The sequence below is a fragment of the Streptomyces sp. NPDC107538 genome (assembly GCF_055657445.1).
Genome location: NZ_JBVKAY010000013.1, coordinates 61472 through 81208, shown reverse-complemented (window position 1 = coordinate 81208; position 19737 = coordinate 61472). Strand labels below are relative to the sequence as shown.

14 protein-coding genes and 1 tRNA gene are annotated in these 19737 nt (G+C 70.5%); 10 read left to right on the top strand and 5 right to left on the bottom strand.

The window, feature by feature from the left end; all coding sequences use genetic code 11:
- The first annotated feature begins 69 nt into the window (after positions 1 to 69).
- Positions 70 to 420 carry a metallopeptidase family protein gene (locus ACZ7MG_RS33925; RefSeq protein ID WP_099505412.1) on the top strand — a complete coding sequence of 117 codons (351 nt, stop codon included), beginning with the start codon at positions 70 to 72 and terminating at the stop codon, positions 418 to 420.
- Between the two features lie 298 nt (positions 421 to 718).
- Here the strand turns inward: ACZ7MG_RS33925 and ACZ7MG_RS33920 are convergent, their stop codons facing one another.
- Positions 719 to 1063: a hypothetical protein gene (locus ACZ7MG_RS33920; protein WP_471382824.1), complete on the bottom strand. Its 345-nt coding sequence runs from the start codon at positions 1061 to 1063 to the stop codon at positions 719 to 721.
- A 264-nt stretch (positions 1064 to 1327) separates the two neighbouring features.
- Between ACZ7MG_RS33920 and ACZ7MG_RS33915 the strand changes: the two genes are divergently transcribed.
- The 4 genes from ACZ7MG_RS33915 to ACZ7MG_RS33900 all read left to right on the top strand — a co-directional run bounded on the left by ACZ7MG_RS33915 (position 1328) and on the right by ACZ7MG_RS33900 (position 9371).
- Entirely contained in the window at positions 1328 to 3568 is a 2241-nt protein-coding gene (locus ACZ7MG_RS33915) for a DEAD/DEAH box helicase (RefSeq protein ID WP_471382826.1), read from the top strand.
- Positions 3569 to 3750: 182 nt separating this feature from the next.
- Positions 3751 to 5325, top strand: a complete 1575-nt coding sequence (locus tag ACZ7MG_RS33910; RefSeq protein WP_471382828.1) for an amino acid permease — start codon at positions 3751 to 3753, stop codon at positions 5323 to 5325.
- 179 nt (positions 5326 to 5504) lie between these two features.
- Positions 5505 to 5577: transfer RNA gene (locus tag ACZ7MG_RS33905), tRNA-Lys, on the top strand.
- Positions 5578 to 5846: 269 nt separating this feature from the next.
- Positions 5847 to 9371 (top strand): nSTAND1 domain-containing NTPase, encoded by a 3525-nt coding sequence (locus ACZ7MG_RS33900; RefSeq protein ID WP_471382829.1) that lies wholly within the window; start codon positions 5847 to 5849, stop codon positions 9369 to 9371.
- A 92-nt stretch (positions 9372 to 9463) separates the two neighbouring features.
- On the opposite strand, the gene ACZ7MG_RS33895 is transcribed toward ACZ7MG_RS33900, so the two are convergent.
- Together ACZ7MG_RS33895 and ACZ7MG_RS33890 are read right to left on the bottom strand one after the other, a co-directional pair.
- Positions 9464 to 11059, bottom strand: coding sequence for a site-specific integrase (locus ACZ7MG_RS33895; RefSeq protein WP_471382830.1), 1596 nt, complete (start codon positions 11057 to 11059; stop codon positions 9464 to 9466).
- On the bottom strand, positions 11056 to 11721 hold the full coding sequence (locus ACZ7MG_RS33890) for a helix-turn-helix domain-containing protein (RefSeq protein WP_471382832.1): 666 nt from the start codon (positions 11719 to 11721) through the stop codon (positions 11056 to 11058). Before ACZ7MG_RS33890 ends, ACZ7MG_RS33895 begins: the two co-directional genes overlap by 4 nt.
- A 111-nt stretch (positions 11722 to 11832) precedes the next feature.
- Between ACZ7MG_RS33890 and ACZ7MG_RS33885 the strand changes: the two genes are divergently transcribed.
- The 5 genes from ACZ7MG_RS33885 (at position 11833) to ACZ7MG_RS33865 (ending at position 17489) form a co-directional block, all read left to right on the top strand.
- Positions 11833 to 12072 (top strand): hypothetical protein, encoded by a 240-nt coding sequence (locus ACZ7MG_RS33885; protein ID WP_060884114.1) that lies wholly within the window; start codon positions 11833 to 11835, stop codon positions 12070 to 12072.
- Between the two features lie 266 nt (positions 12073 to 12338).
- Complete coding sequence (locus ACZ7MG_RS33880) at positions 12339 to 13628, top strand: DUF3631 domain-containing protein (RefSeq protein WP_471382834.1); 1290 nt, start codon at positions 12339 to 12341, stop codon at positions 13626 to 13628.
- A gap of 450 nt (positions 13629 to 14078) precedes the next feature.
- The gene (locus ACZ7MG_RS33875) at positions 14079 to 14873 is read left to right on the top strand and encodes a DUF2637 domain-containing protein (protein WP_471382835.1); all 795 of its coding nucleotides are present in this window, start codon (positions 14079 to 14081) and stop codon (positions 14871 to 14873) included.
- A 334-nt stretch (positions 14874 to 15207) separates the two neighbouring features.
- Complete coding sequence (locus ACZ7MG_RS33870) at positions 15208 to 15777, top strand: MobC family plasmid mobilization relaxosome protein (protein WP_471382837.1); 570 nt, start codon at positions 15208 to 15210, stop codon at positions 15775 to 15777.
- The gene (locus ACZ7MG_RS33865; RefSeq protein WP_471382839.1) at positions 15774 to 17489 is read left to right on the top strand and encodes a relaxase/mobilization nuclease domain-containing protein; all 1716 of its coding nucleotides are present in this window, start codon (positions 15774 to 15776) and stop codon (positions 17487 to 17489) included. Before ACZ7MG_RS33870 ends, ACZ7MG_RS33865 begins: the two co-directional genes overlap by 4 nt.
- A gap of 293 nt (positions 17490 to 17782) precedes the next feature.
- Here the strand turns inward: ACZ7MG_RS33865 and ACZ7MG_RS33860 are convergent, their stop codons facing one another.
- Both ACZ7MG_RS33860 and ACZ7MG_RS33855 read right to left on the bottom strand, forming a co-directional pair.
- Positions 17783 to 18328, bottom strand: a complete 546-nt coding sequence (locus ACZ7MG_RS33860; protein WP_471382841.1) for a flavoprotein — start codon at positions 18326 to 18328, stop codon at positions 17783 to 17785.
- A complete protein-coding gene (locus ACZ7MG_RS33855) occupies positions 18325 to 19617 on the bottom strand; it encodes a helix-turn-helix domain-containing protein (RefSeq protein WP_471382999.1) in 1293 nt (430 codons plus the stop codon). Before ACZ7MG_RS33855 ends, ACZ7MG_RS33860 begins: the two co-directional genes overlap by 4 nt.
- Positions 19618 to 19737 lie beyond the last annotated feature (120 nt).

The following is a 19737-nucleotide window of genomic DNA, read 5'->3' as shown; positions in this document are numbered from 1 at the left end:
GGGGCGGATATGCGGGAGGGGATACGCGGGGGGCGGCGGGTCACGGGGGTCGTGCCTGACAATGGCCGTGTGCTGGAGATGACGCGCGAGGAGTTCGAGGAACTGGTCGCCGAGGCGTTGGACCGGATTCCGCCGGAGCTGACACGGCTGATGGACAACGTGGCGGTGTTCGTCGAGGACGAGCCGCCCGCCGACGATCCCGAGCTGCTCGGACTGTACGAGGGCACTCCGTTGACGGACCGGGGGGAGTGGTACGCGGGGGTGCTGCCGGACCGGATCACGATCTACCGGGGGCCGACGCTGCGGATGTGTGACACGCGGGAGGACGTGGTCGCGGAGACCGAGGTGACCGTGGTGCATGAGATCGCGCATCACTTCGGGATCGATGACGCTCGGTTGCATGCGCTGGGGTACGGATAGCCGGGGGGTGGTGGGGGCGCTGCTCGGCCCGGGCTGTGAGGTTCGGCACGTGTCTTCTTGTGTGCGGCGGGAGTTGGGCAGGGGGACTCCCCTTCACGCCCCCCTCGGAGGTGGCCGCCGTGCGCGCCTTGAACGTATCCGTCCGTCTGGCCGCCACGGTCATGGCCGTAGCGGCAGCCGCCGGCTGTATGAGCGTGGGGGACGACGGGCGGAAGCCCGGGCCGTCGCCGTCGGCGGGGCAGCGGGGCGGGGAGAAGCCGGACGGGGGCTCCGCGGTGACGGGCGGGGGCGGTCCGGGCTACCAGTCGGGGCAGGGGAAGCGGCACGGTTCCGCCGCGCCCGGGCCCTCCGCGTCCAGGTCGGCCTCCGCCTCCGCGGCGGCGTCCGGGGCCGCCGAGCCGTCCGGGAAGGCGACGCCGCCGAAGGGGGGCAAGGGCGACGGGAAGGGGGAGGGGCCCGTGGAGCCCGAGCCGCCGAAGGGGGAGCCGACGCCCACGCCGAGCGTGGTGGAGCCCGAGCCGGAGCCGACGAAGCCGGTGGAGCCGCCGCCGTCGCCCGAACCGTCCGCCGAGCCGTCGTCCTCGGCGCATGAGCAGGGGGCGCAGTTGGTGGAGCGGGAGCCGGCGCCCCGGGCGGGGAACACGGCGTAGGGGACAGGGAGTTGGGGGGAGTGGGTGTGGGCCCGCTCTCACCCGTCTGACCTGCGGTCATCGCCTCGGTTTGCCTTGAGGGGTGGTGGGTGCGTATGGTGGTAGATCGTTTGATCCCATTTGCCCGGCGCCACCGCAGAGCGCGCCGTGTGGCGCGTACTCTCCCTTGCCGTGGCGGACCGCATAGAGGCGGTCGTGTGCGAATCACGGAGTTGACGGGCGCGTGCCGACGAGACTCCGGAAGGTTTCGCATACGCATGTCCATTTCCAGTACTGATCACGTCGTCGTGCCCGAGAACGGCGCGGACGCAGAGGTCGTCGAGAACATCGAGAACGCCTCCGCCGAGGCCGCTCCCGAGGTCACCTTCGCGACACTCGGTCTCCCCGAGGGCGTCGTGCGCAAGCTCGCGCAGAACGGCGTGACCACCCCCTTCCCGATCCAGGCCGCGACCATCCCGGACGCCCTGGCCGGCAAGGACATCCTCGGCCGCGGCCGTACCGGCTCCGGCAAGACCCTGTCGTTCGGCCTCCCGCTGCTCGCGCAGCTGGCCGGCGGCCACACCGAGCGCAAGAAGCCCCGCGGCGTCATCCTGACGCCCACCCGTGAGCTGGCGATGCAGGTCGCCGACGCCCTCCAGCCGTACGGCGACGTCCTCGGCCTGAAGATGAAGGTCGTCTGCGGCGGTACGTCGATGGGCAACCAGATCTACGCCCTGGAGCGCGGCGTCGACATCCTCGTCGCCACCCCGGGCCGGCTGCGCGACATCATCAACCGCGGCGCCTGCTCGCTGGAGAACACCCAGATCGCCGTCCTCGACGAGGCCGACCAGATGTCGGACCTGGGCTTCCTGCCCGAGGTCACCGAGCTGCTCGACCAGGTCCCGGCGGGCGGTCAGCGGATGCTGTTCTCCGCGACGATGGAGAACGAGATCTCCACGCTGGTCAAGCGCTACCTGAGCAACCCCGTCACGCACGAGGTCGACAGCGCCCAGGGCAACGTCACGACCATGTCGCACCACATCCTCATCGTGAAGCCCAAGGACAAGGCGCCGGTCACCGCCGCGATCGCCTCCCGCAAGGGCCGCACGATCATCTTCGTCCGCACCCAGCTGGGCGCCGACCGTATCGCCGAGCAGCTGCGCGACTCCGGTGTGAAGGCCGACGCGCTGCACGGCGGCATGACCCAGGGCGCCCGTACGCGGACGCTGGCCGACTTCAAGGACGGGTACGTCAACGCGCTGGTCGCGACCGACGTGGCCGCCCGCGGTATCCACGTCGACGGCATCGACCTGGTCCTGAACGTGGACCCGGCCGGTGACCACAAGGACTACCTGCACCGCTCCGGCCGTACGGCCCGCGCGGGCCGCTCCGGCACGGTCGTGTCGCTGTCGCTGCCGCACCAGCGCCGGCAGATCTTCCGGCTGATGGAGGACGCGGGCGTCGACGCCTCGCGCCACATCATCCAGGGCGGTACGGCCTTCGACACCGAGGTCGCCGACATCACCGGCGCCCGGTCGATGACCGAGGTCCAGGCCGAGTCGGTCGACAACGCCGCTCAGCAGGCCGAGCGCGAGGTCGCCCAGCTCACCAAGGAGCTGGAGCGGGTCACGCGCCGCGCCGCCGAGCTGCGTGACGAGGCCACCCGGCTGACCGCGCGGGCCGCGCGGGAGCGGGGCGAGGACCCGGAGGCGGCCGTCGCCGCCGTCGCGGAGGCCGCCACCGCGGCCGCCGTCGAGGCGGACGGCGCGCCGGTCGAGGCCCCGGCCGCGATCGTCGAGCAGCCGGCCGAGCGCCCGGCGTACGAGCGGCCCTCGTACGACCAGCCGCGCCAGCGCCGCGAGGAGCGGGGCAACGGCGGCTACGAGCGTCGTGACGACCGCGGGGACCGTGGTGACCGTGGCGGGTTCCGTCGGGACAACGACCGTCGTGACGACCGTCGGGACGGCGACCGTGGTGGACGTTCCTTCGAGCGTCGTGACGACCGCGGTGGCAGTGGCTTCCGTCGGGACAACGACCGTGGCGGGCGTACGTTCGAGCGTCGTGACGACCGGGGTGGCAGTGGCTTCCGCCGGGACAACGACCGTCGGGACGACCGCCGGGACGGCGACCGTGGTGGGCGTTCCTTCGACCGCAACGACCGTGGTGGCAGCGGGTTCCGCCGGGACAACGACCGTGGCGGGTTCGAGCGTCGGGACGGCGAGCGCGGTGGGCGTTCGTTCGAGCGTCGTGACGACCGCGGTGGCAGCGGTGCCGGTGGCTTCCGCCGGGACAACGACCGTGGTGGCCGCTCCTTCGAGCGTCGCGACGAGCGGGGCGGGCACCGCGGCAGCGACCGTCCGTTCAACCGCGACCGGCAGGGCGGCGACCGTCCGGGCTTCCGCTCCGGTGGTCACGAGCGTCCGTACGGCCGTCGTGACGACCACCGCGGCTCCGGCTCCGGCACCGGTTCCTCCTTCGGTCGCCGTGACGACAAGCCGCGCTGGAAGCGCAACGGCTGACAGCGGTGACGTCGGCCGACGACGGTGACGTCGGCTGACGCCGACCGAGCACTTCGCAGGGCCCGTACGACTTCGGTCGTACGGGCCCTGCGGGCTTTCCGCCGCCCGGTGCCGGCGATGCCGCCGGTTTTCGGCCATGGTGTGGCGCATGTCACGTCCCCGGAGAGGGAATTGCTGGGGGCATGACAGATGACGACATAGCCCGTGGGGCAGCCGGGGCTTCGGTCCCGGACTCTGTGTCGGTCTCGGTGTCCGACGAGGAACGGCTCGCCCAGCTGGGCTACACGCAGGTCCTCGCCCGCCGTATGTCCGCGTTCTCCAACTACGCGGTCTCCTTCACGATCATCTCGGTCCTGTCCGGCTGTATGACGCTCTATCTCTTCGGCATGAACACCGGCGGGCCCGCGGTGATCACCTGGGGCTGGGTCGCGGTCGGCCTGATGACGCTCTTCGTGGGTCTGGCCATGGCCGAGATCTGTTCGGCCTACCCGACCTCCGCCGGCCTGTACTTCTGGGCGCATCGACTGGCCCCGGCGCGCAGTGCGGCGGCCTGGGCGTGGTTCACGGGCTGGTTCAACGTGCTCGGCCAGGTCGCCGTGACCGCCGGTATCGACTTCGGCGCGGCGTCGTTCCTGGCGGCGTATCTGAACCTGGAGTTCGGCTTCGAGGTGACCCCCGGCCGGACGATCCTCCTCTTCGCCGCGATCCTGCTGCTGCACGGCCTGCTCAACACCTTCGGCGTCCGGATCGTCGGCCTGCTGAACAGCGTCAGCGTGTGGTGGCACGTGGTGGGCGTGATCGTCATCGTCGGCGCGCTCGTCATCGTCCCCGACAGCCATCAGTCGGCGTCCTTCGTGTTCACCGAGTTCGTCAACGAGACGGGCTGGAGCAGCGGGCTGTACGTGGTGCTGCTGGGGCTGCTGATGGCGCAGTACACCTTCACCGGGTACGACGCCTCCGCCCATATGACGGAGGAGACGCACGACGCGTCGACGGCCGGCCCGAAGGGCATCGTGCAGTCCATCTGGACGTCCTGGGTGGCGGGCTTCGTCCTCCTCCTCGGCTTCACGTTCGCCATCCAGTCGTACGACGGGGCCCGCGAGTCGGCGACCGGGGTGCCGCCCGCGCAGATCCTGCTGGACGCGCTCGGCGCGACCGGCGGCAAACTGCTCCTCCTCGTCATCATCGGCGCGCAGCTCTTCTGCGGGATGGCCTCCGTCACCGCCAACAGCCGCATGATCTACGCCTTCTCGCGCGACGGGGCCCTCCCGTTCTCGCACGTCTGGCACACCGTCAGCCCCCGCACACGCACCCCCGTGGCGGCGGTCTGGCTGGCGGCGGGCGGCGCGCTGGTCCTCGGCCTCCCGTACCTGATCAATGTCACGGCGTACGCCGCGGTGACGTCGATCGCGGTGATCGGCCTCTACATCGCGTACGTCATCCCGACCCTGCTGCGGCTGCGCAAGGGCGAGGCGTTCGAGCGGGGGCCCTGGCACCTGGGCCGCTGGTCGCGGGTGATCGGCGTCGTCGCGGTGATCTGGGTCTTCGTCATCACCGTCCTGTTCATGCTTCCGCAGCTGTCCCCGGTCACCTGGGAGAACTTCAACTACGCCCCTGTCGCCGTCCTGGTGGTGCTGGGCTTCGCCGCGATCTGGTGGGCCGCCTCCGCCCGCCACTGGTTCCTCAACCCCGAGCACGAGCGCAGCGTGGCGCGGGCGGCTGCGCGGAAGGAGGCACCGGAGCCGATCGATCCGTGATTCCGTAGCCGGGGCCCGGCCCTCAGCCAACTCGCCCTGCTTTCGCCGGTCTTCCGGCGATCTTCCGTCCGTTCTGTTCTGCGGCGAACCTTTTTGCGGCCCTCCGACGCGGCCGGGTCACCGATACCCGATCGGACTCCCGGCCGCGTCCGGCTATGCTCGGGGAGGCAACATCGCCTGGGCCCTTAGCTCAATTGGCAGAGCAGTGGACTTTTAATCCATTGGTTGTGGGTTCGAGTCCCACAGGGCCTACGGTTCGCGGGTGGGGGATACCCCTTATGACCTGCAGTGCAGCGTCCGAGTCGACTTCGGTCGGGTCGGGCGCTGTGGCGTTTTTGGGGTTCTGCGTGAGCGATGCGTGAGCGGATGTGTCCGTGGCCTGGGGATCGGCCGTCCGCGTCCGGCGGTTGCTGGTCGACGGCGAACGCGTGTGCATAGAGTCGGCGGCACGTTGGTGATCCGTCGAGGTGGGGGCAAGGGTGGATCGTCGTCCGGTCAGACTTGTCGCAGATGTTCTGATCATGCTCGTCGGTGCTCTGTTGGGCATCGCGACCAACTACGCCACCGACGACACGGATACCGCGCCCTGGGGACTGCGTGTGCTGCGGGAGTGGTCGGTCCCGCTGATCGTGCTCGCGCTCGTGCTTCTGGTCGCGGGGCAGGTGTGGCTTTATCTCCTGGAGCGCCCCGCCGCGATCCGGCGGCAGTGGAATGCCACGCAGCCGCCTTATCCCGGTCTGGAGGCATTCACCGAGGACGACGCCGGCGTGTTCTTCGGCCGGGACTCGGAGATCAGGGATCTCGTCGGCAGGCTGCATCCCTCCGTACCTGCTCGTGCGCACCGGTTCGTCGGCGTGATCGGCCCCTCCGGCAGCGGGAAGTCCTCGTTGGTGTCGGCCGGGCTGCTCCCGGCTCTCAGACGGCGGCGAGGGCACTGGGAGATCGTGCCTCCCTGCGCGCCGGGTACCGATCCACTGACCAGCCTGGCGTCGAGTCTGGCCGCGACGCGGATGGACATGACCGTCGAGCAGGTGCGGACGGAGTTGGCGGTGGGCGCGGCGGGTCTGAGGCGGTGTGCGGACCGGCTGCGTGCCGTGCGGGGTGGGCGGGCTGTGCCGCTGCTGCTGGTCATCGACCAGCTCGAGGAGATCTTCACGCTGAGCGGGGAGCAGGAGCGGGAGACCTTCCTCTCCCTGATCAGGGATGCGATCGCCGCGGATCCTCTGCTGTGGGTGGTGGCCACGTTGCGGTCGGACTTCCTCACGGATCTCCTGGAGAGCGGGCACGCCGAGTTGGTGCGGCAACCGACGGTGGTCGGAGCGCTCGGGCGTCCGGAGTTGCTACAGGTGATCGAGAAACCGGCCGCGTGCGCGGGTCTGGCCTTCGCTCCGGGGGTCACCGCTGTGATGGTGGACGACGCCGGAGGCGGCGACGCGCTGCCGCTGCTCGCGTACACGCTCCAGGAGCTGTATCTGCGGGTGGGCGCGGGCGGCACCGTGACGGCGGAGGACTACCGCAGTCTGGGCGGTGTCGCCGGGACGCTGTCCGAACAGGCCGACCGGATCACCGCGGAGCTGCGGGCGTCGGACGGGGACGCTCCGGTACTGACGACCCTGCTGAAGTTCGTCACCATGGAGCACGGCGAGCCGACCCGCCGCCGCGTCGAACGCGGACACCTCACGGAGCGGGAGCGCGCCGTGGCCGAGGCGTTCGTCGCCGGCCGGCTGCTCACCGGCGCCGACGGCGTGCTGGACGTAGCCCATGAGGCGCTGTTCCGTCAGTGGCCGCCGCTGCGCCAGGCTGTCGCGGCCCGCACGGAGGAGCTTCGCCACCGTACGGAACTGGAACGGTGGGCACGGGACTGGGAGCGCTCGGCCCGCCAGGAGGCGTACCTGCTGAACGGCGAGCGGCTGCGCGTCGCGCGCCAATGGGTGGACGAGGCGGACGGCGCCCTGGCCGATGTGCCGCTCGTCGCCGAGTTCCTGGAGTGCTCCACCCGTCTGGACCGAGCGTCCCTGGAGCGGCTCGCCGACGCGGTGGCCGCCCGCGCGATGGAGATCGCCACAAGTGATCCGGAGCTGGCGCTCCTGGGTGCGCTCGCCGCTCTAGAGGAGTGCGCCCCTACTTCGGCCGCCCAGCAGGCGCTGCACACCGCCCTCAACGCCTCTCGGGTACGGGCGGTCCTCCGCGGCCATGGGCAGGACATCAACGCTGTTGCCTGGTCACCCGACGGAGCCCGCCTGGCCACCGGCTCCGACGACGGGACGATCCGGGTCTGGAACACCGAGCGGTCCGCTGATCCCGTCATCCTCACGCCCGGTGGCGGCGGTCACCGCGTGCAGTCGGTGGCCTGGTCGCCCGACGGGAAGCACCTCGCGAGCGGCTCCCGGGACGGCACCGCCACTGTGTGGGATGTCGAGACCGGGACCGAGGCCCGTCTGCTCACCGGTCATGGCGAGGCGATCGAGAGCATCGCGTGGGCACCGGAAGGGGAACGGCTGGCCACGGCGAGCGGTGACCGCACCGTACGGCTCTGGGACGTGGCGAACTCGGTGGAGGCGGCCCGGTTCACCGGCCACGAGCGGACCGTGTGGGATGTGGCGTGGTCTCCCGACGGGCGGAAGGTCGCCAGTGCGTCGGACGACGGAACGGTGCGTGTCTGGTCCGTGGCCACCGGCCGCGAAGCCGCCGCTCCGGCCAGGCACAGGGCCGGGGTCTCGGCTGTGGCCTGGTCGCCCGACGGCCGGTTGCTCGCCTCGGTGTCGGAGGACCGCATGGTCCTCGTCTCGGCCGTCGCCGAGGTCGACCCCCCTCCGGGAACCCCTGGTACGGGGGCGCTGCGGAGGCAGTTGGAATGCAGGGAGAAACTGAGCTGCGTCGCGTGGTCCCCCGACAGCCGGCGTCTTGCCGTGGGTGACGAAGTTCGTACAGCCCTCATCTGGGACCTTGACACCGACGAGCAGACACTGCTGCCAGGTCACACCGACAGCGTCAACGGCATTGCCTGGCAAGGCTCTCGGATAGCCACTGTCTCCCGCGACCGGACCGTCGCCGTCTGGGACAGCACCGCGCCCGGCGAACAGAGCAGCACCCTGCTCGGCCACAAGGGATCGGTCGTGAACGTCTCCTGGGCCCCGTGCGGCACCCGTCTCGCCACCGCGTCCCAGGACGGTACGGCAGTGATCTGGGACGTCGCCCGAGGCTCGGTGGTGGCGTCTCTCAGACATGCAGGGGACGTGTCCGGCGTGGCCTGGTCGCCCGACAGCACACGGGTGGTCACGGTTTCCCAAGGAGGCACCGCAACCGTTTGGAACGTCGGCGACGGGACCGAACTGTTCCTGCTTGGCGGGCACGGTGACGAGGTGACAAGTGCCTCCTGGTCGCCTGACGGCACGCGGATCGCCACGACCTCGCGGGACCGTACCGCTCGCCTGTGGAACGCGGCGGACGGCGTCGAACTCATGGTGCTTCAGGGTCGGGACCACTGGCTCGGTGGCGCCGCGTGGTCTCCCGACAGCCGCCATCTCGCCACGTCGTTGACGGACAGGGCGCTCTGCGTCTGGGACGTCGAAGCGGGAACCCTTGCGACAACGCTCCACGGTCACACGGACTATGCGTGGAGCATCGCCTGGTCTCCCGAGGGACAGCGGCTCGCCACTGGCTCCCGGGACAACACCGTCCGGATCTGGGACCCCTTCACCGGCACCGAACTGCACACCATGACCGGCCACCGGGAACGGGTCCAGGGTGTTGCGTGGTCTCCCGACGGCGCTCGTCTCGCCACGGCGTCCTGGGACCGGACCATCCGGCTGTGGAACCCGGCCGACGGCCAGGAGCTGAAGGTGATCGGAGTCCATGACGATCAGGCCAACGGTTTGGCCTGGCACCCCGACGGCTCGCTCCTGGCCACGGTCTCCCGTGATCGCACCGTCAGGATCTGGGAGCCGTCCACAGATCTCGACACCCTGCTCGGCTCGGCTCGTGCACGTGTCTTCCGGCAACTCACCGAGGACGAACGGCAGGGCTTTCTTCTCCCGAGCCGGTGAATTCACGGTCCGGCTGCTGCCGGACACGGGAGGGGATCGTCCCTGGCCTGATACGCCGCGCGAGGGTCGGCTTCGGCCGCCTCAGCGGTTGCTCAGCTTTCGGGGCCCTGCGTGCGCGAAGCGTGAGCGGATGTGTCCGCGGCCTGCGGATCGGTTGCCGCTGAGGCCGACGGTTCGATGGCTACCGGACGAGACCGCGGGATCAGCTTCGCCGCCTTCTCCGCTATTTCACGGTCCAGCTCAGGGAGCAGACTCGTGTACGTGTCCGAGGTCAGCGTGATGGTGGAGTGGCGCAGGGTCTCCTTCACCGTGTGGATGTCGCCGCCGCCTCCGTGCGTGAGCGTCGCGGCGACATGACGGAGGTCCCGCAGGGTGATGGGCGGCAGGTCGATCGTGGCCAGGATGCGGCGGAACGCTTCCGAGACCGTCTCAGGGTGGAGCCAGGAGCCGTCCTCCTTGGTGAACACCTTGCCGGTGTTCTGCCAGGCGGTGCCCCACTCGGCGCGCTCCTTCTCCTGACGGTCCTTGTGGTCGCGTAGGGCAGCGATGTTCACGCTGTCGAGCGCGATCGTGTTCGCGCTGCCGTCCGTCTTCGGCTCGGACTCGTAGGGGTCCCAGCCGTCCACCACGATCTCCTTGGCGGGGGTGATGAGGCCGGCGTCGAGGTCGATCTCGTGCCAGTCCTGGCCGACCGCCTCGCCGCGACGGAGGCCGCGCGTGCCCATGAGGGGGAAGATCGCGTACAGGCGGTCGCCCTCGGCGGCGTCGAGGAAGGCGCCGAACTGTTGCGGGGTCCACACCATGACCGGGCCAGGCATTTCGCCCGTCTCGCGCCATCGCCGGACCCGCTCTTCCGTCCACAGGAGGGGCTTCGGGCGCCTGCCTGACTCCAACTCGACATGGGACGCCGGGTTGAAGGTGATCAGCTGCTGGGCGATCGCGGAGTTGAGGGCCGCGCGGAGAGTGCGGCGAATCGCCTGACGACTGGCCGGGCCGGTTGTCTTCCGGAACGGCTTCATCTCCGCCAGCTTGGCCCGTTCGGCCGCGAACAGCTTCCGCTCGGCTCCGACGGGGCGACCGGGCTTGCTCGGCTTGCAGCGGGTGATCTGCTCTCGCCGGGCTTCGTTCTCGGCCGCGATCACCTCGTTCTCGTCGGCGATCGCGTCGAACATCTCCACCAGGTGGCCGACGTTGAGGCGGTCGAGGCGTACGTGCCCGATGCGGGGCTTCAGATGGACGCGGATGTGGGAGGCATAGCCGTTGAGCGTGGTCTTGCGGCGCTTCTTCGCGGCGAACCACTGGTCGAGCCACTCGCCGACGGTGAGGCTGCCGCGGAGGGCCAGGCCGGCCCGCAGACGGCGGCGGGTCTCCTCGATGGCCGGCAGCGGGGCCTTCTCGACCGCGACCTCCTCCAGCATCGCGACGAGGCGCTGGAGGCTGTCCGGGTCGTCCTTGTCCGCCAGGGCGAGCAAGGAGCGGACGTGGTCGAGGTCCGCCTGGGCGGCCTTCAGGGAGTCGTAGCCGGCGCGGCTGAAGGAGCGGCGGGTGCCGTCCTCGTGGGGCGGGAGCTCCTGGCGTATGGAGTATGCGCCGTGCTTGCGGCTGGAGAGCTGGGGGCACTTCTTGCCGAGCGGTTTGCCGGTCTTGGGGTCGCGGCAGTAGCAGCGGCGGTGGGTGGAGCCTTTCAAACGCGTTCCTCCGGGGTGGTGTTGGGTTTTTCATCGGGTGGGTCGACATCGCCCAGTGCGGGTGGCAGATGGGGTGGGGTGGCGCCCTCCTCGCGGAGCTCGCGGCGGAGGTGGCGGAGGTTGTACTTGGCGGAGATGGCCTGGTCGGCGTACTTGGTCCGCTTGCGTTCGGCTTCTTCTTGCTGGGCGCGGCTGGTTGCCGTCTTGGCCGCGAACCGGGCCTGTTCTTCCTCTTCGAGGGCGGCGAGGGCGGTTTGTACGAGGCTGGCGTGGCGCTCGAAGTCGGGGACCAGGCCCGCGTCGTACATCGGCACCTCCTCTTCACCGGTGAAGTGCCGTAGCGCGTCCCAGGTGGGGATGAGGTGCTGGAAGGGGAGTTCCTGGGTCTCCTCGACGTAGCCGACCGGGAAGATCAGGCAGACCGGGTACGTCTCCAGGGCTGCGGCCAGGACCATGACGTCCACGAGCGGCAGGTTGGCCCGACGGCCAGACTCCATGTTGGCGATCACGTTGCGCGGGATGGGGTGCCCGAGTTGCTCGCACCGGTCCGCCAAGTCCTGTGCGCTCCATCCCATCTCCTTCCTTCTGCGCCGGACTTCGCCGGCCACGTTGGCCTTGATCCGATCTGCCCACTCCGGGAAGTCGTCCTCATCAGCATCCATACGGCATTGTGTCATGAAGACACAGTAGCTTGCGCATGATGGTTGGTACCCGCCTGGAGCCGGATGTGATGGGCATGTTCGCCGAGGGCTGTACCGAAAGGGGCGCACTGCATGCGCGAAGACGCGACGAACGGACGGTCGAAGGGCTCGAAGGGGATGAGTCGGGAAGAGCTGCTCGCCCTGCCTGTGGCTGTTGACCTGGATACGAGCAACCGAGCGCTGGGGCTGGGGCGGAGCAAGGGATATGAGCTGGCGAAGCGGGGCGAGTATCCGTGCAAGGTGCTGCGGCTCGGCAACGCCTACCGGGTAGTGACCGCAGACCTGCTGGAGCTGCTCGGGCTGGCGGCGTGAAAGCGGGGCAGCGTAGTAGACGGTTCTGCGCTGAGCTGACACAGAAACGCTGGACTGTCGACGGGCGTGGACGTACTGTCCGTGTTCCCTCGGGGAACAACGCGAGCGTCCCGTCTCGGGACAGAGCGAGTGTTCAGTCTCTGAACGCAGCGAGCCTCCGGCGCGGTAACGCCGGAGGCTCGGGAACCCCCGCCGCCCGCATCCAACGAACGATCCGCGCGCACCGGGCCAGTCATGCCCGGTTGCCGCAGAAGTGGAGCCGCCCTGTGCAACCTACGACACCCAAGCCGTATTCCGATCCTGGCAAAGCCGCGTGGCCGGCCGTCGCCGTGCCCGGCCAGCTGGGGCATGCCTCGGGCGAAGAGGCTCCAGCGGCCGACGGCACGTTGCTGGGCCCGGACCTGGCGGATCAGCCTGCCGAGGAGGCGGCGCCGGACCCTGAGCCGACGTACGGCTCCGAGCTGCTGGACGAACTGCGCGCGAAGATAGCCAGGTTCGTGATTCTGCCCTCGCCGGAGGCGCTGGACGCGGTCACGTTGTGGGTGGCTGCGACTCATCTGCAGCCCGCATGGCAGCATGCGCCGCGTCTGGCGGTGGTGGGGCCGGCGAAGCGGTGCGGCAAGTCGCGGCTGCTGGACGTGCTGACCGAGACGGTCCACGAGCCGATGCTCACGATCAACACCACCCCGGCGGCGGTCTTCCGGTCCATCACCGAGGAGCCGCCCACCCTGCTGGTGGATGAGGCGGACACTATCTTCGGCACGCCGAAGCAGGCGGAGAAGAACGAGGAGATGCGTGGTCTGCTCAACGCCGGACACCAGCGCAACCGCTACGTGACCCGGGTGGTCGGCAACGACCACACCCCGCACCGGTTCGCCACCTTCGCCATGGCCGCCCTGGCCGGGATCGGCGACCTGCCCGACACGATCATGGACCGGTCCGTGGTGATCCGGATGCGGCGCCGGGCCGAGGGCGAGAGCGTCAAGCCCTTCCGCTCCCGCCGGGACATCCCAGGACTCCATGATCTGCGGGACCGTATCGCCGCCTGGGCCAGGCCGCTGCTGGACGAGGCGGCGGATCTGGAGCCGGAGATGCCGGTGGAGGACCGGGCCGCCGACACCTGGGAGCCCTTGATCATCGTCGCCGACCTCGCCGCCGACTCCTGGCCCCGCCGGGCTCGCGAGGCGTGTGCGGGGATGGTGGCCGCGGAGGTCGAGGCGGAGGAGGACCAGCCCGGCGAGGCCCGGATCCTCGCCGACATCCGCCGGGTCTTCGTCGCCCAGCGCGAGGTCGACAGCCTCTCCACGGACGAGCTGCTGCATTACCTGCGGCAGGACGCCGAGAGCCCGTGGGTGGAATGGGGCCGCTTTGGGCTGACCTCCCGCGAGCTGGCGAGGATGCTGCGTCGGTACGACATCAGGCCCGGCAATGTCCGTCTCGCCGACGGCACCCAGCGCAAGGGCTACACGCGCAACAAGTTCCTCGACGCGTGGCGGCGCTACTGCCCCACCGTTCACTCAGTGAACGCCGAGCCCGCAGCCCCAGCCTCGGGCTGAGCCCCGCCTCCCCCGGTGACCGTCCCTGCCGTCCCTGCCGTGATCCCGCAGGTCACACGGCATGCGGCCGGGACGGAAACCGGGGGCAAGACGGCAACGCGATCATGAAGAGCGCGCTGCCACCAACTGGACGCTGCCCCGATCCGTCTTGTGCCGTCCCGGGCGTCCCCGCCGTATCACCGCAGGTCACCGCGCATGCGGCCGGGACGGCAAGACGGATGCGATCCGTCCGTGGCCACCGAGCCGCAGCACCCGCCGCCCATGTGTGCCCCCAGGACGCGTCGGCGCCGCCAGTACGGAACTCCAGCCCTCCTGCCGTACCGGCCCTGACCTGCGCTTGCAACGGCCAAGACGGCAAAGACGGACCACGCCACCACCCCAGGAGAACCCCGCTTGACCACCCTCTCCACACCCACCCACCGGGACCATCGCCCCGACGGAGGGCGGCCGATGACGACCAAGCAGGCGGCCGAGCGGTACGCGCTCATCGCGGCCGGAGTCGTCATCGTGGCACTCACCGCCGGCGGGTTCTGGCTGTCCTACGCGCACCTCGCCGAGGTCGCCGGACAGCACGGCCTCAAGAGCTCCCCGGTCCGCCAGTGGGCCTGGCCGGCCACCCTGGACGCCTTCATCGTCGCGGGCGAACTGCTCATGCTCCGCGCGGGCCTGCGCCGGGTGACCGACGGCTGGGCCATCGCCCTCACCGCCACCGGGTCGGTCGGCTCCATCGCGCTCAACGTGGCCGGGGTCAGCGGCACGGGCAACGCCAGCGCCGTGCCCCTGCTCGACTATGTGGTCGCTGCGGTTCCCCCGACTGCCGCGCTGCTGGCCTTCGGTGTCCTGATGCGGCAGATCCACCAGCTCGTCGATGAACCTGCCGAGCACGTGGACGCCGCGCCCGTTCAGGCGCCGATATCACCGGTCACCGCGCCCGCCGAGCCATCGACTGAGCCCGTACGGCCTACTGAGCCTCCGGCCGCCGGTTCCATCGAGCCGACGGAACCACCGCCCGAGGTTTCGGAGAGCAAGCCGCGCGGTGGCCGTCCGCCAAAGGCCACGCTCGCAGAGCTCGTGGCGATCGGCCGGATAGCCCTCGCTGAGCACGGCACACTCAGCCGGTCCCTACTCCGGAAGGCAGTTAAGGACAGGGACCTGACGATCAGCAGTCGGCGGCAGACCGAGGTGATGGAGACCCTCCGGCCCGACATCGAAGCCGCCGCCAAGACCGCTCCGAGCAGCGGCTGACCGGATACCCAGCGGGGTGACCGGAACCCCTTCCGGTCACCCCGGCCAGCCGCCCATCGACACCGCTCGCTCATCCACACCTGTGGATGGCGCGCCGACCACCACCACTCCGCCAGCCGTTCCCCGCCGACCCGCAACCGCCCTTTCCGGAGAACCGCCCGTGACGCACGACCCGCATCGCTCCGACCGCACTCCCGACGACCTGCTGCCGCTGACGAAGTCCCCTACGCTGATGGGGCGTTTGCGCCGCGCGTTCGGACGGGCTGCCCCTGGCGGAGCCAGTAGTACCCCGAGTCCGACTCAAGGCCGGACTTCGGGGATCTCCGCCCCGGGGGTGGCGGAGACGGCCCCGCGCCAGGGGGCGCCGGACCAGGAGGTCGGAGCCGAGGGCGGCTCCGACCCGGACACGCTGCACTCCGTCCAGCAAGCCGTCCTGCGCCCCGCAGACGCCGCCGACACCGCAGCCGTCGCCGCCGGCGAGCCTGCCGTGCAGAGCGTGCAGCCCACGATCCGACGCTTCACCGGCACCAAGCGCACCGACCGTGTCGGCCCGCTGCGCTTCACCGGCGACCAGCGAGCCCATCTCCAGCAGGCCGCTGCCGAGCACGGCTACAAGGGCGACTCCGGATTCGCCGCCGACATCGTCCTCGCCTTCATCACCGGCCGGTTCACCGCCAACCTGCCCCTGTCCGAAGACCGCCGCCGCACGCACCACTTTCGCGCCCAGGTCCTGCGCCAGCTCAACCGGATCGGCGTCAACGTCAACCAGATCGCCCGCGCCCTCAACAGCGACCACACCCCACCCGACATACGTCAGCGCCTGACCGAACTCCACCACCTGCTGGAGCTGATCGCGGAAGCCCTCCGCCAGCCCGCCGACCCGGAGGAGGCCGAAGCAGCATGATCGCCGCCATCAAGCCCGCGGGGACCAACACCCGTGGCCTGCTCGCTTACCTCTACGGCCGCGGAACCCACGACGAGCACTTCGACCCGCACATCGTGGCCGGGTTCGCGATGTTCGGCATGCCCGATCCCGGCCGCGACGAGAACGCCACCCTCACCCAACTTGCCCGCTACCTCGACGAACCCGTGCGGCTGCGTAACAGCGAGTTCGGCAAGCCGGTCACCGACCACGTCTGGCACTGCCCGGTCCGCGCCGCTCCCGAGGACCGCTACCTCTCCGACGCCGAGTGGGGCGAGATCGCCCAGCGCATCGTCCAGGCCGCCGGCATCGCCCCGGCCGGTGACGACCTGGCCTGCCGCTGGATCGCCGTACGCCACGCCGACGACCACATCCACATCCTCGCCACCACCGTCCGCGAAGACGGACGCCGCCCCAAACTCCACGACAGCGGCATCCGCGTCGGCGACGCCTGCCGCGAGATCGAGAAGGACTACGGGCTCAGGCAGTTGAAGAAGGGCGACCGCACCGGCACCCGCCGCCCCACCCAGGCCGAGATGCACAAGGCCGAACGCCTCGGCTGGGACCAGCCCAGCCCCGCCTGGCTCCAGAACCGCATCCGCGCCGCCATCCCCCACGTCACAGGCGCTGAGGAATTCATCGCCTACCTCGAAGCCAGCGGCGTCGAGGTCCAGGTCCGGCGCGGCCCGTCAGGCGACCTCCTCGGCTACGCAGCCGGCCGCCCCGGCGACGTCAACGAGGCCGGCGAGCAGATCTACCACCCCGGAAGCAAGATCTCCCCCGACCTCTCCCTGCCCAAAATCACCGCCCGCCTCGAATCCAGCCGGCCCGAAGAACACCCCACCGCCCGCCGCAACCACCCCAGCACCCCCTGGCACCAAGCCACCGACGCACTCGACACCCTCCACACCGACCTCGCCGACGACACCCACGCCCAGGCCCACATCACCGCCCTTGGTGAACTGCTGGAAGCCACCGCCCAGAAGGCACCCGTCCATCTGCGCGCCGAACTCCAGGCCGCCTCCAAGGCGTTCGCCCGCGCCCAGCGTTCCCAGGTACGGGCGGAGGACCGCGCCGCCCACGCCCTGCGCAGCGCGGCACGCGACATCGTGCACACCGCCACCGGCCCCGACGGCAGCGCCCTGGCCGCCCTGGTCGCAGCCCTCGTCTGGGCCACCATCGTCGCCGGGCGCTGGCACGAAGCGAAGCACCATGCCCATCAGGCCGACGCCGCCCGCCAGGCCGTCCAGCACCTCCAGACAGCCGCCGACCGCGCCCTCACCCCGACGCTCGCCGAACGCACAGCCCGGCCACCCAGGGATCCAGCCCGCCGCGTTCTGGCCGGCGACGTACGAGCCGCCGTCCCCGACCACGCCGAGCGAATCCTCACCGACCCGGCCTGGCCCGCGCTCGCCACCGTCCTCGCCGACGCAGAAGCCCGCGGCCACCAACCCCACCAGCTCCTCAAGGAAGCCGCCGCTCAGCGCGAACTGACCACCGCCCGCCAACCCGCCCGCGTGCTCATCACCCGCATCCAGCACACCGGCCGAAACGCAGCACCCAACCGCCGCGCCGAAGCCGCCCGCCTGCAGACGACCACGGCAGGCTCGATCCCCACTCAGCAGACCGGAAACGGTCGGCTCCCAGCGGTGACTCCATCGCCTACCGAACAGCAGCGCCGACAGCGCCGGTAGGCACCCAGCGCAGTGTGCCTATCCGGCATGGCCAAAGCAGGCTTGGAAGCGGACAGTGGCTCTGCCTGTTGTCTCGACACCACGGCACCAGGGCTCAGTCTGCACCGGCACCACGGTGTTCGCGAGGCGCTGGAGGATCGGGCCGAACCCCTCATTGACGTGGTGGACGTGGTACTTGGGCGGGCCGGCGGCCGGTTCTGAGCTGGGTACAAGCGCTCCGGCTGAGAGGCCATGAACGGGCCCGGTTACCGGTGGCCGATCCGTAGGCGTGACGGCGCACGGAGCAGTCCTGATCACGTCCGCCCGGACAGCCTGGGGGCGAGCAGCTCCAGTACTTCCTCCCAGCGGTAGCGGGCGGCGCCGCCGCCGGCCTTCGGGCGGTGGGGCTCGTACGAGCCGATCAAGACGCCCATCTCACGCAGCTGCTCCAGGCTCCTGCGGTAGGCGGGGTGGGCGGCCTGGGCGGAGTTCAGGTACGGCAGTACGGCGATCGGGACGTCCATGGCGGGCGCTTCGCACAGGATGCCGAGGGCGAGGTTGTCGGAGATTCCGGCGGCCCATTTGTTGACGGTGTTGAAGCTGGCCGGGGCGACGGCGATCGCGTCGGCGGGCCGGGTCGGGCGCGGTTCGCCCGCCGAGCGCCAGGCGGAGCGGATGGGGCGCCCGATCTGGCTCTCCACCGCCTCCACGTCTAGGAAGCCGAGCCCTTGTGGTGTGGCGACGACGCCGACGTCCCACTGCCGCTCGTGCGCCGCGGTGATCAGCTTGCCGACGTCACCGGCGACTCCGGCCGCGCAGACCACGATCTGCAGGAACGGCTTGTCGGACTGGTCACTCACGCGGGCACTCCCAGTTGGCGGCTGAAGTGGTGCAGCTCGGGCAAGGCCCGGCGGCGGTCGCGGGCTGCCATGTCGGCGACCAGTTCGCGTACGGCCGGGCGGCGGATGTCCTGTGCCGCGCAGCTTTCGGCGATGCGCAGGGCCTGGTAGCCGTCGGCGAGTCTGCCCTGCTGACTGTAGGCGCGGGCGGTCTCCACCCAGAGGGCGGCTCGGCGTTCGGGGACGGGAATGTGGCGGCGCATGAGGGGGCGTGCGGTCTGCAGGGCTATGCCGGCGTCGCCGAAGGAGACGGCCGCGCTGACCTCGTGCAGGGCGACGTTGGTGGGGCTGAAGTTCGCCCAGGCGTCCGGTTGGTCGAAGGCGACGTAGCGGGCCACTTCCCTGGCCTCGGTGAGGAAGCCCTGGGTGGTGTCGCGGTCGCCGTTTCTGCTGGCGGCGGTCGCCCCGCGCAGCAGGAGCAGTCCGACCGCCGCCAGGTAGCGGGGAGAGCGCTGGTCGTAGGAGCCGGTGAGCTGGTCGGCGGTGTGGCGGACCATGTTCACGGCCTGGGCGGTGTGCTTGTCCCGAACGAGGACGTGGGCGTGCACGCGGACGCTGGCAGCGAGGACGACCGGGTCTCCGGACCGTTCAGCCTCGGCCATGGCCCGACCGGCCGCGAGCCAGGCGTTGCCCTGGTCGGCTCGTTTCAGCAGCAGGCTCACCGATGTCTGGTACGCGGTCGCGAGCAGCCCGGACGCCTCCGCCGAGCCAGCTGAGCCACCGTCGGCGGCTTGGCGCAGGTCGGCGATCAGTCCCGGCAGGGCCTGCTCCAGCTCCGCGTAGTCGCACACGTAGAACATCCGGCGTACTGCCCGCACCCGGTCCCGCAGTTCGTCGATGCCCAAGGCTTGCCCGGTGGCGGCGGGGCTCGGGCCCGGCATCAGAACCTGGATCAGGTCGTGATGCGCAGTGGTCGACGATGACGAAGAGGGCGGCGGCGGAGCCGCGAGCGCGGCCACGCTCGCGGCAAGGAAGGTACGGCGGTGCATGTCCTCTGCTCCGGGCTCGGCGGCGGGGCCGGTGTCAGCAGCGGCGGCGAGGCCGAGACGGTGCGGCGGAATGTCCAGCACCTGCGCGACCTCGCGCAGCGTGCGCACGTCCTCCGTGCCCCTGCCGCTCTCCAGACGGCTCACCTTCGACTGGTGATACCCCAGTGCGGCGGCCACGTCCTTCTGCGAGCGCCGCTGTAAAACACGTGCCTGACGGATCACTTCGCCGATCCGTCTCGCCTCGCTCTGTTCTTCGGCCATCTGTGCCACGGCCCCTCCTGCCGTCGCCGATCCTGCCTGCTCAACCGAGCGTAACCGAGCGGCGATTCACCGCGATGCGGCTCCTGCATAAGTGATGCAGCCCCAGCACACGGCGTAGTC